Below are 14367 nucleotides of genomic sequence, written 5' to 3' on the forward strand. Positions count from 1 at the left end.
GTGTGTCTAAATTATAAAATCAAGATAAATAGGGATAGGATAGGATAATGATAAGAATAATGACGGCACTGCCATTAGGTTTATGTGCTTTAAGCATGAGTGTTAATGCAATAGAAACACCTACACTCGAACAGCAAGTTGATGAGCTAAACAAACGAATTGAACAGTTAGAGGGAAGCTCTGTGAGCCCCTCACAGTTTGAAAATAGCCAAGTCAGCCTCTATGGATCCTTCAGACCTACATTAGTTTATAACGCAGAGGAGAGTAACGACAAAGATAACTGGGATATTGGTGATGCGCTTTCAAGAATTGGTATCAAGGCCGGTACCGAATTTTCCGATGGTTGGAGCGCGATAGCTCAAGGCGAATGGAGTGTAGATATCGCTAACAACGGTAATTTAGGCAATGCACGCTTGGCGTATCTTGGCATTGCTTCCCCCTATGGCCAAGTGGCCTTTGGTAAGCAAAGGCCAGCTCAGTACACTTTAGTTGAAGAGTATCTCGACATCTTTAATCATGCATCCAGTCCTTTTGCCTTTGATAGTAATGGACCATTTTTTGTCAATAATTTTGCGACCTACAAACTCAACCTAAATCAGTTTACTTTTATGGCAGCAGCTCAAGTTAATGGTGACAAAGACACCCACCTATATAACTCGGGACTCGCTTTCGACAAAGATAACTTGCACATAGGCGTCGCCTATCTAGATCAAAACACAAGCGATGTGTTTGGTGGTACAGATGTCGATGGTGATAAGGACACATGGGCTGGTTCAGTTGCCTATAGCTTCAACAACGGCCTTTACTTAGCTGCTGCCTATGCAGATGTCGATTACCGTTATGATATTGCAGGGTTGAGTAAGAGTGGTAGCACATTAGACACTGCACTGGCATATCCCATCGCAGAACACTATAAAATTAAACTCGGTTACTTTGATTACGATGATGGAAAAAGCACATTGCTAAGCCAAAGTTATGACGGCTATAACACCACGTTAGAATGGAACCCTGTTGATAATATTCGTCTACATTTAGAATATTTAGTGCGAAACTATGATCAAAAAAATGACGATCAAAGCATCACTATCGGTTTCCGATATGACTTTAATCTTCTATGGGGTAATGGTCACTAAGCACTGCTTAAATCAGCTAATGAATCAGCTAATGAATCAGGTCGGAATAGGATGCAAAAATCTTATTCTGGCTTTTTAAAATCAATATAAAACTAAGTTTCGTAAACTAATGACGATGCTTCATAAATGAGCTTTTCACTTTTATTTTACCCTTATGAAAGGTGAAAAGATCACACCCTTCTAGCTCTATTTTTGTGCCATCAGGTTTAGTGGCTGTAAATATCCACTCTGAGCAACCACGATCATCTTTTATGAAATGTTTAGCATTGTCGAAACTGATGTCAGGCATGGTTTCCAATACTGAAATGAATCGTGATTTAACCGTTTCATATCCTGAATGACGGGTGCCATGTACCTCTGTCCCACCACCAGTCTCATAAATACAATCAATCGACATAAAAGACATAATTTTATCGATATCATGCTCATTCCATGCATCGACATAAGCTTGAAGGTCATCAATTTTCATAATGCTATCCGCTTAATAACAATTCTGCTTTTAGTATAGCAACCAGAAAGAGAGTGTAATTTTATCTATTCAGACAGCACTAATCTAACTTTTTCCACACTTCAACTTCTTTAAGTTTTCCCGCTTCAATCCGTTTAGTGTACAACTCAATGCCTTTAAGCTTGTACTCAAAACTAAATGAAGCTCCCTTGTCTGCGCCAAAAGAGTTAAACATGGGGTACTCAATATATTGAGAGTCAGTAAATTCATAACGGCCAGTACCAGCGGCCCAAAAATCATATTGACCTAGCCCCTGTTCGCCACTTTCTTTGACCGTGGTAAAGCTAAAATAAGAAGCTGAGATCACCTTAACCGCGCTAAGGTGCAAGCTTTCATATTTAACCCACGAGTCGTTCTCATCCAGATATCGACCCGATATCAACAGCCAGCTTCCGATAAATGGATTAGACACTTTATCTGAAACAGAAGAACTCACCTCATGCGAGGAGATGTTTTGAGACGAGCCTGTATTAACAAGATCAACATCGGCAAATAAAGCTAAATTCACAGGGCTAAAACTCGTCGCCATCAAGGCTGGTGATGCAGTGGCGATACAAAAGCTAAGTACTGATAAGAGATTAATACTCGATTTAATCTTAGTCACATTTTCATCCATGAAGTGGTTATCCTTAAGCGCTTTTTATTTTAAATACTTAATGGCTTCTATTTAGATACTTTTTCAATTTCACCATGCCTTGGTCAATGCTCACAACAGGTGAATAACCGAAATCTGTTTTCGCAGCAGTTATATTAAAATAGTGACTGGTTGATAGTTGCCTAGCAACAAAACGAGTCATCATGGGCTCCTCTTGCTTATTCATCAGAGAATATAATGTTTCAAGTACCACTCCCACGCAAAAAGCAAGAGATGCAGGCACCCGTTTAGTCACCTTAGGCATATCAACACAGGCCAAAATTCTGTTAAGCATATCAGCCATAGTGATAGGTTCATCATTGCTAAGATAATAGGCTTTACCAGCGGCAACTGAGCCCGGTTCAAATAGATTTAGCGCCGCAAGAATATGTGCAAAAGCCGCATTATCCACATAAATGGTGTCAACAAGCTTGTCCTCTTTTCCAACCAATTTTAACCTGCCAGCTTTAGCACGCTCTATCACTCTAGGCACAAGATGAGGATCTTCAGGCCCCCAGATCAGGTGGGGCCTTAAGGCGACAGTTTTCAATGAATCTGTGTTGGCCCCTAATACCATCTGCTCGGCAACCGCTTTAGATTCGCCGTAATAGTTCAGGTATTTAGCCGCATAAGGGGCAGTTTCATCGATACCAGACTCATCCTTTCCAGCAAACGTCACACTTGGCGTACTGGTGTAAACCAGATTTGTGATCGCTAACTGCCGACATGCCAAAATAATATTCGCAGCACCGGCCACATTGGGTGAGAAATAACTCATCTTACTGCCCCACACACCAGCTTTGGACGCCACATGAAACACAAGGTCACACCCTTTCATGGCTGCAGTGACGCAAGCTTGATCGGCAATATCCCCGCGGATCATATTGACCCCCATCGCACTGAGCTCAGGATAATTGCCTCGAGCAAAACCGGTCACCTTGATGCCTGCCGCCAGTAAACGTTTACAAATAGCCTTACCGAGAAAGCCACCTGCGCCAGTAACAAAAGCATGATTAGCCTTAGTTTTAAGTTTGGTTAACGCAGTTTGCTCTAAAGGATCAAGATGGGACAGTTGGGGTGTTGACTGCTTGAATGTTGCCGACATAGAACCCTATTCCTTGTGTTGATGTTGAGCCCACACCGCAAGCTTTTCACGGAATATTTTGGCGTTATGACGGATATCGACAGGAAATGCTGGGTGGATAAGAAAACGGCTAATCCCCTTGGTTTGAGCATGCTGGCCTGCTATCTCATTTAACTCCGCATAAAGGCTTGCGCCTCTAGAGCATGCCAAAGAGGAATCAAGTTCAATACACAAAAGCGGTACCGTCTCACCTCTGACTTTAATACCAACTAAGGCTGAACGTTTCACTTGTGAGTGGGTATTAAAAATTCGTTCACATGGGATGGAGAAATAACGTAGGGGGTGATGGGGTAATTGAGTGCTGGCATCAACTCGATGTGCTTTACGGCCACACATCCATAACAGTCCATCACTATCAAGATAGCCTAAATCCCCCATACGATGGCGCACTTCGTCACCATCGGCAATTTTTGCCTGCTCAGTGGCACTGTCACGTCGATAATAACCACGGCTGACCATCGCACCTTTAACCACTATTTCACCTATTTCTCCGACAGGTAAGCATAGAGATTCATCCCAGTTAATAATCGGTGCTTCACTTATCTTAATGATGGCAATATCAACGCCATCTATCGCGTGTCCAACACAGATCCCACCGCCATTATCAGTGACACTCGTGGTGTCGAACAATGCCTGACTGGCCATCTTACTCAGAGGTAGCGACTCAGTTGCGCCGTAGGAGTTAAGCACCTCAACTCCTTCACTCAGCATATGGCTAAAATGTTTAATTGAGGCAATCGTCGCTGGCGCACCCGCAGAGATAACCCGTTTAATACTCGGTAATTTATGACAATGACTCGCCGACACACCTGCCTGTCCTAGTCGCTCAATTAAGGCAGGATTGACGAACATATTGCTGCATTGATACTTATCAATGGCAGCAAAAAGATAATCAGGGGTGGCTGTAATAGGCTTGCTGGCATCCATCTCAGGGATGATAGAAGCCATGCCTAACGCTGGCCCAAAAAGAGAGAACAAGGGAAAAGTGGCTAAATCACGTTCACCGGGTTCGATACCATAATCATGTTTAAGTGCAGTGATCTGCGCTTCAAACATCTTATGGGAATACACCACACCTTTTGGTGTTCCGGTACTGCCGCTGGTAAAGAGAATCGCCGCCATTTCATCTTGATCAAGCCAAACCATTTCATAGGGTTCATTAGAAGTATGCTGTTGCAGTTCAGCTAATGTCACCCCACCCCAGCAACTTTTACCGTTAATGCTCGCTCCACCCACTGTTATGAGAGACTTAACACTCTCCTTGCCCCAACCAAACAGTTTTCGAGCCAAATGCGCTTTAGGGATACCAATAAACGCATCGGGCTGCGACTCAATAAAGCACTGCTTTAAGTTTTTCACTCCCATACCCGGATCGACCAAAATAGGCACAACACCCGCTTTAAACAGAGCAAACGTCAGGGTAAAAAAATCTAAACTCGGGGTCACCATCAATACCGCTTTCATGCCACGAGTGAGCCCGTAAGCATTCAAGCCATGGGCCAATTTATCACTTTGACGATTTAATTCTGCAAAGTTGAGTTCTTGATATGAAAGTGTTTTTTCCGAGAAAAATGAACCTGAGGCGCTTTGTACTGCAACAGCGAGTTGTTCTGGGAAGGCTTGTGATGCTGTGGTTAAATGGCGGCAAAGATTAGCGCCTCTCGCACTACTCTCTAGTGAATAGTCTTGTGAAAAGTCAGCTGAAGAGTTTTGTGAATAGAGAGTCATATTGTGTGACCTTACTCGTTTCTTTCAATGAGAAAGCGGATCATATTGATCCGCTAATACCTGTTCAAACGTTCAAGCTAGCTCGCGACAAGTGACTTATCTGACATAAAATCACTAATATGTCCCACAACTTCTTCACTTGCATCTTCAAGGATATAATGACCGCAGTCGGCAAATTCATGCACGCTTGCGTGTGGCATCTCGACTTTCCATTGCGCTAAGAAATGTTTGTCGAAAACGAAATCTTTAAGGCCCCAACAAATGAGTGTTGGCACATTGGCAAACTTAGGCAAACTAGCCGCTATCTCAGACACTAGTCCATAATTCCTATCGCTAGGCTTAAGTGGGATATCTTGCACAAATCGTAAGGTAGAGATGCGGTTCGCCCACGAGTTAAATGGCGCGACATAGGCATTTCTGATCTCAACAGACATAGGTTTGCGCTTAACACCAACATAAGAAGCAATGGATGAAAAAGCGTTAAAGCCGCGAACTAAAGCTGTACCCAACAAGGTATTACGGCAGATCCACAGTGGCCAAGGAAAAGGCTTAGACTCTGGAAGATGAAACGCACCAGTATTCAATATCACAAGGCGTTTAATACGTTCTGGATAACGGGCTGCGTAGCCCATGCCAATCATCCCACCCCAATCATGAACCACTAAGGTGATATTTTCTTTCACATCAAGGTGATCGAGCAGTGCTTCAAGATCATCAATACGATTTTTGAGCGTGTAATCATAACCGCTATCGTCTGGCTTATCAGACAAACCACAACCGATATGATCCGGCACGATACACTGGTGATCACCGCTAAGCGCTGTCACCACATTGCGATAATAGAATGACCAGCTCGGGTTACCATGAACCATAACCACTGGTTCACCTTGCCCTTCGTTGACGTACTGCAGCTTATGGCCATTTCTATCGAGATAATTACGCTTGAAGGGAAACAGAGTGTCTAACATGACGCTTCCTAATATTCTTATCCATAGTGCCTCCACAAAGAGACAATGTTTTTATCGACTTAATAGGAGGTAAGCTAAACAAAGCCCTCCTTCATAACCTAGATTAAGCCGTTTGGCACCGAACAAGAGTGCATCAATCTGATTTGATAGGCGTAATGAAAAAATGCGTAGTCACCTTATTGGTGATAAGTCTTTTTTCATATAGCATGCCGAATCTAGAGGATGCGCTACTGTCGGTGAGTCAACGGCTTAATTTAGGTTCTACCACTTAATCCCTAACATCATGCAGTTTAACCCACTGCCAATGCCGAGAAAGCTCACCTGATCGCCCTTTTTAAGGAAACCTTGGTCATGTGCCATAGCCGCCGTTACCGGCAAAGATACCGTGCCCATATTGCCCAGCAACTGGTATGTGGGGAACTCTTTCTCTTGAGGGATGTTCAAGGCATTAAGCACTAAACGGCGATTAGAAGAACCCACCTGATGGCAGATAACCTTATCGACCTGTTCAACCACCCAGTCACGTTGCTCAAGGAAATGACTCCAAGTATGACGAGCAAGCTCTACACCTTCTTTAAGTAAGGCAACACCATCGGTGCGCATAAACTCACGATAAAGATGTAAGCCCGCTTCTTGTAAACCCCACTGACAAAGATTGTGATGTTCAGGCGCTGAAAGGTGACTGGCTCCTAAGAGCTGATGTTGACGATCGCTTCTTAACGGTAAACTGCCATCAGTTAGTAATACCGCTACCGCACCAGAACCACCGGTTAAGGTCGCCAGTGACTGAGCATAATTCTGCATCGTTTGATCAGCCAACATATTATCGATTGTTATATCGACAATATGACGCGCTGATTCACATGAAACGACTAGGCCAGCTTTAATTTGACCTAACTCGATTCGGTTAGCGATGTCCAAAATACCAGATAAGACGCCTAAGCAGGCATTGCTGATATCATAGATAGCGGTATCTTTAGATACACCTAGCTCAGCGGCAATACGACATGCGGTGGCGGGTTCATGTTGATCTCGACAGACTCCTGTGTACACCACAGCACCAAGATCGCTGACTTTAATGCCTGTCTCATCAATCGCCTTATGTGCAGCCGCCAAAGCACCATCGGATAACCGATGGCCTTTTGGCCACCAACGGCGCTCCTGGATACCAGTCAATGCAGCAAGTTGCCCCATTGGAATGCGAAATTTCTTGTATAGTGGTGCCAATCTAGATTCTAAATCGGAAGTGGACACGACTTCAGGTGCCAGTTCATATGTCAGGCTATTAATAAATACTCGGGAATATTTCATGCAACAGTAATATTTCGCTCACTATATTGGTGAAAAAACAACCAATAAATATTGTTTTTAGTGTTAACTCGACATTTGAACAAGAAAAGACTAATGATTCAATAGAAAACCGTCATAGGTTCACTTTATTTGTTCATTTAAGCTTAATCTAAACAAAACCGTCGAGAATTTGAGTTCATAATTAAACACAGTAAGATACAAATTATTATTGTAAATAGCTACTTATGTACTAATTAATACTATAAAAGCAAACATGTCTACCTTTTAGCCTTAATCAGTGAATTTCTTGGTGTTATCTCGTTATCACAAAACGCTTCTAAACTGACTTGATATCCTTGCTCCTCTAAAAAACAGACCCTATCAAGCAGTAACCAATGCTCAAATACGGCACGGAACAGGTGAGCTACAAGATCTATCCTACGAGTCAGTTTTTGCCGCTCAATCCCTAAATGAAGAAAATGATCGAAATCGAGCCCTTCGGGGAGACTCACAGACTTTTGCTCAGCCGCCCAAACACAGAAAGTGGCAAAACCACCGCTTAACTGACTTTGCTTTATCGAAGGGATCGGTAAGTAATGACTTGCATCCCTTACTTCACGCTGCAGACAATCGAAACCTAAACGCCAGGCAATCTCTTTATGCCTTAAGCCCAACTGCTTCTCATTCGCTATCGTGCTTTGCTGTAAAGGCAGTTGGAGATCATGACGCGTTAACCTTAGCTGACTTTTAATCCCTATCTGCGACATGGCTTGATATTCATGAGACTGGATCAGATGGTAACAACAGGGCGATATGGCGATATTTCGTGTCCCCGCCTTGGCAGCTAAGCGCAATAAACGCACATGAAGATCACCACAGGCATGCAGTGCAACGGCTTGTTGCTCAACTTTCAGCTCACTTTGATGTGCATCAAACGCATCAGCACAGATAAACCGTTGCGGCAATTGCCACTGCTTAGCAAACCGTTCACCGGCTTCACACAGCCCTTGTTGCCACTCTAGGCTAACAACCTGTCTATCGTGTGCCTTGGCGATTAATCGCCCAAGGTGTCCTTTACCAGCGCACCATTCAAGCACTTCACTATGCCCACTGTCTATCTGCTGAGTAAATGCCGTTATCTGGGCCCATTTTCGCCCCTTAATCCCTGCGCTGAAATGGCCAACTTCCTGTTGATCCACGAGTTCAGATTGAGCCTCTGACGTTTTAGGCAGTTTGATATCAAGGAGCTCTAACTGCCATTCCCAACTCAAAGCAACTAAATCAGCCCTAAGAGCTGGCAATAAACAGCCAAGCAAATCCGCCTGTACCCTATCAATAATATCAAGCTCACTGTCAGCCAACGACCTAACACACAATGCAAGATGAGGAAACGTATGACTCCAAGGCAGATCATCACAATCAAATGCCTTAACTTGCCACAGTGCACGGCTTTGAACTAACAGGGTATCCAGCTGGGCTAATAACGCGCTGTGAGACAGCATTTATGCGCTTTTAGCCAGCTTGTTAGAACGCTTACTCTCCATGCGTTTACCCAGCCAAACCCCTAAGCCTAATGGTGCAAAGAAGACCACTACCAGAAAAAGGACAAAGTAGAGGATCAAACTTTTAAGTGTCTTGGTCAGCTCTTGAAACACCACTTCAACAGTATGTTTAGAGATCTCATCTAAGTTAGCTGCGGCGGCAATTCGTTCTCGAGTGATCATACTTTCTAAGGCAAGACGTTCATTCTTTACCATCAACTCTAATGCCTGACGCTCAACAGACAACTGAGCTAACTTATCATCGGTTGATTCACTCAGCTGTTGCAGAAGCGGGCTTAACTCTCGACGCATGTCCACCGCCAACGCTTCCATCATCTCAGGGCTTTGAGCCATCAATTCACGAAACCTAGCCGAGGTGTCGCTAATATTGGTTAACGTACTCTGGATCTCAGCGACATTGAGATTAGAATGAAGCGCATATAACTCCGCTTTCCAAGCGATCACTTTTGGCATCTGTTCGGCGATCATCGCCATGCGATCTGAAATATCACTCATCACTTCAGGCACTGAACCAAACGTCGTTACCGCTTCAAATTCATTGAGTCCTCTGAAAGCTAACCAGTCATTAAAGGCTGAATGACGGCTAAATGTCATCTCTGTCAATGGGTTCATCTCTACATACTGCTCGATAAACGCTTGGTTCTTAATAAAATCTGCCGGTTTAACGAAACCTTTAATGGTATTTTCAAATTGAAATTGCAGCGCTTTGCTTGTCTTAACCGCTAAAGCTTGCTGCGAGCCAAATAAGGCTTTGCCTGCTCCGGTGTCATAAAACGCTGTCATCTGCGCCGTCAATGCCCAAGTATCAAGCATCGCAGCTACAGGTGAGGCTTGAAAAATAGTGCGTTGCAGTGCTTGCTCAGAAAAAATCTTCCACATTAATGTATTGGATTTAATAGAAACCGAATCAGCCTCGTCTTGACTGAGAAAAGCAATTTGATCGGCAGTTTGCTCCACTTTACTGTAAAAAGAGCTACTAAAGTCACGGCTAAATACACGCATATTTAATTGCTCTTGCGGTAAAGGTTCGATACCACTTTCTAACTTTATCTCCAACAAAGAGCACGCCGAAGTTAACAACCCCAACAATGTCAGAAAACTTAAGCGTAACAACGCTTTCATAACGCCCCCAATCACTCTTCATCATTAACTAAAAAGTGGTTAAAAAAAGGAAAAATTCCGTCGAAGTTTACCAAATTTATGGTTTTTTACCTACAGTTGAATGAACTCACGACACTAATGCAATGACGTGTATCCCATCGACTCACATAAGGTTAATACCGTGACCTAACACTGGCCACACTTGAATTACGTGGAAAAGATCATTAAAATCCTCTCCATAAAATGATGATCTAAGCATTAAAAAGAGGGCATAGAATGATCCATTCCCCCTGTGTGGCAAAATGTGGATTAAATGATGAAGATATCTGCATGGGCTGTTACCGAACCATCGATGAAATCGTCGGTTGGGGCAACGCTGATGATGCCTTTAAAACTAAGGTTTTGGAATTAATACCAGCAAGAAAAATAGCCTTGGGTAAAGGCGAGAATTGCTTAAAACTCACCAGAGAAAAATGGCAAGAAGTAGAGGTTCGTCTACAGGAGAATATCACTGAACCCTGCATTTCCAAGTCGTTTAACTAGAGAATAAAAAAGAGAGATACGCACCGCATACCTCTTATCTTAAATCAAAATGTTATTTCTTCATCATACCTTTGAGGTTGGCAAACGGATTGTAAGTTGCCGCCTCAACGGCGACTTCCTTAGTCGCACCATATTGGATCAACTCTTCAAATTTAGAATGCTCATTATCATGGCAATATAAACACAAGAGCTCCCAGTTAGAGCCATCTGATGGATTGTTATCATGATTATGATCCACATGATGTACTGTCAGTTCACGTAAGTTGGAATTTACGAACTCTCGAGTACAGCGCCCACAGATCCATGGGTATAATTTTAACGCCTGTTCACGGTAACCCGTCTCACGTTTGGCTTTATATTCTCTGGCTTCAGCCAACACTTTATCTAATTTACTTTGCCCTTGGCTTGCTGACATAAAGTTCATCTCTACTTTTTATATAAAGTCATATTAAAACGAATAGTATAGGAATTTTACAGCATAACTAGGTTAATTGATAAAGAAACAGCCCTTAATGGGCTGTTTGAATATCATTTAATTAAGCCAAGATAATTAAACTAGCTCTCAGTACCTACATATTCTGAGTTAGTTAAATGTAAATAATGCAGATATTTTTCATACTGCGTCACGACATCCGCCAAGATCTGATCTTGAGTAAAACCCATCACATCGTAGTGCTGACCACCGTGTTCAAGGAAAACCTCAACACGGTAGTACTCTGTATCTCCACCATCTATCTCACTTTCGATAGGATTAATGATGGTAAAGGCACGAATACGTAAACCATAGGCAAAATCGTCATACTCTTCGTTAGCAATCACGAAACGAATACGATTATCAAAATGCAGTAACTCACCTGGGATCTCTTTGCTATTAAAGCTCTCACATACTCTAGTCAGTGCAGGAGTCGCCACATTATCGAGAAAATCCTGTGCATTTTGTTGACTGGGGTGAGAGACAAGCACATCAATATGATCTTCCCAATTCACATTGGTTTTGGTGAATTGTACGCTGGTATTATGCAGCTGCACACTGTTGATCTTAAGCCAATCATCTTTTAATGCCTTATATAAACCAATGCACATTAAGAACATAATTAACAAAAACGGTAGTGCACTGGCAATGGCAACTGTTTGCAGTGCCTGCAGACCACCAGCAAGCAAGAGTACTGATGCTACAACACCTTGTAGCAGTGCCCAGAAGACACGCTGCCAAACAGGCGCATTTTGATCGCCGCCTGAAGTCAGGTTATCGATAACCAGCGAACCAGAATCTGACGATGTCACAAAAAAAGTAATCACCAAACACAAAGCTATAGTCGATAACAAGGTGGAAAATGGCATATGCTCAAAGAATACAAACAAGGCGACAGACACATCTGATGATACTGCATCCGATAGATACGTTGCCCCATGATTCATAATCGCATCAATGGCCGTGTTGCCAAATACTGTCATCCACAAAAACGTAAATGCGGTCGGCACGAATAGCACACCTATAAGAAACTCTCTAATGGTTCGGCCACGCGATACGCGGGCAATAAAGGTACCGACAAAAGGAGACCATGAGATCCACCAACCCCAATAAAGTAATGTCCAACCACCTAACCAGTCATTTTTTTGTTCATAGGCATATAAGTTAAATGTTTTGCCTACAATATCACTAAGATAGCTTCCGGTGTTTTGCACAAATGCTTGCAATAGTTCAACCGTAGGACCAAAAAGTAACACAAAAACCATCAGTAACGCTGCTAAACCAAGGTTCAACTCACTGAGACGCTTCACTCCATTATCTAGACCGGAGAAAACTGACAAGGTAGCAATTAAAGAGATACCAATAATTAAGCCAACTTGCACATACGCATTGACCGGCACATCCAATAGGTAATTCAGACCGGAGTTGACCTGTAATACCCCAAAACCTAGGGATGTCGCGACACCAAACATGGTTCCGAGTACCGCAAAAGTATCGACAGCATGGCCGATAGGCCCATATATGCGCTCACCAATTAAAGGGTAAAGCGCACTTCGAGGCAGTAACGGTAACTTATGACGGTAGGAGAAATAAGCTAAACTTAGCGCAACTACTGCATAGATAGCCCACGCATGGATCCCCCAATGGAAGAAGGTGATCTTCATGGCATCTTTAGCGGCTTGAATCGACTCAGGAGTCGCATCAGGCGGCGCTAAATAATGCATAACTGGCTCTGCAACCCCGAAAAACATTAAACCAATTCCCATTCCGGCGGAAAAGAGCATGGCTATCCAGCTTTTATAGCTGTAATCGGGTTCTGCATGATCTGGGCCTAACTTGATATCACCAAAGCGGCTCATCATAACAAATATAATAAATATCAAAAAAACGGCAACACCTAAGATGTACAGCCATCCTGCTTTGAGTTCGAACCAGGATTGAACAGACTTAAATATGAGTTGTACTTCTGTCGGCCATATAGCCCCAACAAACACCATTAACGCTATTAAGAAAACCGAGGAGAAAAAAACAGGAGGATTTATACTTGATTTGATCAAAATATCACTCTCGCAAATTAACAAATAGTTGATATACCTAAACCTTTTGTTAGATGCACAATGGAGCATCTGAAGTTGGTTTAAATAAGGCTCACACAACTACAATAGACCCGGTCAACATTAGACGGTGAGACATCATACAGGGACCTTGCTTATTAGCCTGCATCTGTGCCGGAAATCATGATTTGTGAACGCCAATGAGGCTATATACTCAATTCTAGTCTGAGGCTTTACACTAGACGTTAAGTTATATTTTTATTTTTAAATTAATAACTTAACATCAAGAAACAACAGGCTACATTCAATTTATAACATGTATCTAAGTCTAAAAGTGATAGATATCACGCTATTGAATACAATCTGCTTACACACAAGATCTGATTACTATACAGGATCTTCATCGTCAATTCTGACCTAACGACCGCTTTATATCTCAATATATGGCAAAAACAGCTACATACCACTTATTAAGTAAGGCCACCGTGACATAAATCACTCATTTAAAATTTAAGGTCTTTCACCATCTCTTCGTAGGATACATGACGCACATCCTTACCTTTTACGTAATAGATGATATATTCACAGATGTTCTGACAACGATCCCCCACACGCTCAACCGCACGTGCAGCCCAAAGTACATCCAACACTTCAGGGATAGATCTAGGATCGGCCATCATATAGGTCATCAACTGACGAATGATCCCTTCATATTCTTTATCTATTTTAACATCTTCTTTATGCAGCTCTAATGCCTTTTCCGCATCCATACGCGCTAATGCATCTAAGGTATCATGCAATAAACGTGTCGCATGACGACCCATATTCTCGATACTGACCAAGAGTGGCTGTTGGTTTTTTGAACGCTTATCCATCGCTGCTTTCGCGATTTTCACGCAAGCATCACCGATACGCTCCAGATCTGTAATTGTTTTTGAAATAGCCAATACTAAACGCAGATCACTGGCCGCTGGCTGGCGTTTAGCGATAATGCGGGTACACTCCTCGTCGATGGACACTTCCATGCCATTAACCAGATGATCGCCTTCAATAACCTTCTGTGCCAAATCTGCATCTAAGGCACTTAAGGCATCAAGCGATTGTTCAAGTTGGCGTTCAACAAGCCCACCCATAGCGAGAACTCGATTGCGAATATCATCGAGCTCGGCATTAAACTGGCCCGAAATATGTTTACTTAAGTTCATATTTTCCATTGCGATTTAAACCTTT

Annotated in this window: 13 protein-coding genes; 2 read left to right on the forward strand and 11 right to left on the reverse strand. The window is 42.8% G+C overall.

Going from position 1 to position 14367, the window contains the following annotated elements:
* The first annotated feature begins 47 nt into the window (after window positions 1-47).
* Window positions 48-1133 (forward strand): porin, encoded by a 1086-nt coding sequence (locus HWQ47_RS17655; RefSeq protein WP_326515453.1) that lies wholly within the window; start codon window positions 48-50, stop codon window positions 1131-1133.
* A 106-nt stretch (window positions 1134-1239) separates the two neighbouring features.
* Here HWQ47_RS17655 and HWQ47_RS17660 read toward each other — a convergent pair whose 3' ends face one another.
* The 8 genes from HWQ47_RS17660 to HWQ47_RS17695 form a co-directional block, all read right to left on the reverse strand.
* Window positions 1240-1602 carry a nuclear transport factor 2 family protein gene (locus HWQ47_RS17660; protein ID WP_269967374.1) on the reverse strand — a complete coding sequence of 121 codons (363 nt, stop codon included), beginning with the start codon at window positions 1600-1602 and terminating at the stop codon, window positions 1240-1242.
* A 79-nt stretch (window positions 1603-1681) separates the two neighbouring features.
* Complete coding sequence (locus HWQ47_RS17665; protein WP_269967375.1) at window positions 1682-2257, reverse strand: hypothetical protein; 576 nt, start codon at window positions 2255-2257, stop codon at window positions 1682-1684.
* 37 nt (window positions 2258-2294) lie between these two features.
* A complete protein-coding gene (oleD, locus tag HWQ47_RS17670; RefSeq protein WP_269967376.1) occupies window positions 2295-3380 on the reverse strand; it encodes a 2-alkyl-3-oxoalkanoate reductase in 1086 nt (361 codons plus the stop codon).
* Between the two features lie 6 nt (window positions 3381-3386).
* The gene (oleC, locus tag HWQ47_RS17675; RefSeq protein ID WP_269967377.1) at window positions 3387-5147 is read right to left on the reverse strand and encodes an olefin beta-lactone synthetase; all 1761 of its coding nucleotides are present in this window, start codon (window positions 5145-5147) and stop codon (window positions 3387-3389) included.
* Window positions 5148-5224: 77 nt separating this feature from the next.
* Window positions 5225-6115 (reverse strand): alpha/beta fold hydrolase, encoded by an 891-nt coding sequence (locus tag HWQ47_RS17680; RefSeq protein WP_269967378.1) that lies wholly within the window; start codon window positions 6113-6115, stop codon window positions 5225-5227.
* A gap of 261 nt (window positions 6116-6376) precedes the next feature.
* On the reverse strand, window positions 6377-7426 hold the full coding sequence (locus HWQ47_RS17685; RefSeq protein ID WP_269967379.1) for a 3-oxoacyl-ACP synthase III: 1050 nt from the start codon (window positions 7424-7426) through the stop codon (window positions 6377-6379).
* A gap of 257 nt (window positions 7427-7683) precedes the next feature.
* The gene (locus HWQ47_RS17690) at window positions 7684-8907 is read right to left on the reverse strand and encodes a methyltransferase (RefSeq protein WP_269967380.1); all 1224 of its coding nucleotides are present in this window, start codon (window positions 8905-8907) and stop codon (window positions 7684-7686) included.
* Entirely contained in the window at window positions 8908-10089 is a 1182-nt protein-coding gene (locus HWQ47_RS17695) for a chemotaxis protein (protein WP_269967381.1), read from the reverse strand.
* Between the two features lie 255 nt (window positions 10090-10344).
* Here HWQ47_RS17695 and HWQ47_RS17700 point away from each other — a divergent pair, with 255 nt between their 5' ends.
* Entirely contained in the window at window positions 10345-10611 is a 267-nt protein-coding gene (locus HWQ47_RS17700; protein WP_269967382.1) for a DUF1289 domain-containing protein, read from the forward strand.
* 52 nt (window positions 10612-10663) lie between these two features.
* Here HWQ47_RS17700 and HWQ47_RS17705 read toward each other — a convergent pair whose 3' ends face one another.
* From HWQ47_RS17705 to phoU, 3 genes are all read right to left on the reverse strand, one after another.
* Window positions 10664-11026, reverse strand: coding sequence for a YajD family HNH nuclease (locus tag HWQ47_RS17705; protein WP_269967383.1), 363 nt, complete (start codon window positions 11024-11026; stop codon window positions 10664-10666).
* 140 nt (window positions 11027-11166) lie between these two features.
* Window positions 11167-13143, reverse strand: a complete 1977-nt coding sequence (locus tag HWQ47_RS17710) for a BCCT family transporter (protein ID WP_269971780.1) — start codon at window positions 13141-13143, stop codon at window positions 11167-11169.
* A 497-nt stretch (window positions 13144-13640) separates the two neighbouring features.
* A complete protein-coding gene (gene phoU, locus HWQ47_RS17715) occupies window positions 13641-14351 on the reverse strand; it encodes a phosphate signaling complex protein PhoU (RefSeq protein WP_269967384.1) in 711 nt (236 codons plus the stop codon).
* Window positions 14352-14367 lie beyond the last annotated feature (16 nt).

This window comes from Shewanella sp. MTB7, assembly GCF_027571385.1.
In the GTDB taxonomy this organism is placed as follows: Bacteria; Pseudomonadota; Gammaproteobacteria; order Enterobacterales; family Shewanellaceae; genus Shewanella.

What these genes read in the sequence shown, in the direction of transcription:
- HWQ47_RS17690 (WP_269967380.1), bottom strand. Translation starts at nt 8,907, where the DNA reads ATGCTGTCTCACAGCGCGTTATTAGCCCAGCTGGATACCCTGTTAGTT.
- phoU (WP_269967384.1), bottom strand. Translation starts at nt 14,351, where the DNA reads ATGGAAAATATGAACTTAAGTAAACATATTTCGGGCCAGTTTAATGCC.
- oleD (WP_269967376.1), bottom strand. Translation starts at nt 3,380, where the DNA reads ATGTCGGCAACATTCAAGCAGTCAACACCCCAACTGTCCCATCTTGAT.
- HWQ47_RS17695 (WP_269967381.1), bottom strand. Translation starts at nt 10,089, where the DNA reads ATGAAAGCGTTGTTACGCTTAAGTTTTCTGACATTGTTGGGGTTGTTA.
- oleC (WP_269967377.1), bottom strand. Translation starts at nt 5,147, where the DNA reads ATGACTCTCTATTCACAAAACTCTTCAGCTGACTTTTCACAAGACTAT.
- HWQ47_RS17665 (WP_269967375.1), bottom strand. Translation starts at nt 2,257, where the DNA reads ATGGATGAAAATGTGACTAAGATTAAATCGAGTATTAATCTCTTATCA.
- HWQ47_RS17700 (WP_269967382.1), top strand. Translation starts at nt 10,345, where the DNA reads ATGATCCATTCCCCCTGTGTGGCAAAATGTGGATTAAATGATGAAGAT.
- HWQ47_RS17705 (WP_269967383.1), bottom strand. Translation starts at nt 11,026, where the DNA reads ATGTCAGCAAGCCAAGGGCAAAGTAAATTAGATAAAGTGTTGGCTGAA.
- HWQ47_RS17685 (WP_269967379.1), bottom strand. Translation starts at nt 7,426, where the DNA reads ATGAAATATTCCCGAGTATTTATTAATAGCCTGACATATGAACTGGCA.
- HWQ47_RS17655 (WP_326515453.1), top strand. Translation starts at nt 48, where the DNA reads ATGATAAGAATAATGACGGCACTGCCATTAGGTTTATGTGCTTTAAGC.
- HWQ47_RS17660 (WP_269967374.1), bottom strand. Translation starts at nt 1,602, where the DNA reads ATGAAAATTGATGACCTTCAAGCTTATGTCGATGCATGGAATGAGCAT.
- HWQ47_RS17680 (WP_269967378.1), bottom strand. Translation starts at nt 6,115, where the DNA reads ATGTTAGACACTCTGTTTCCCTTCAAGCGTAATTATCTCGATAGAAAT.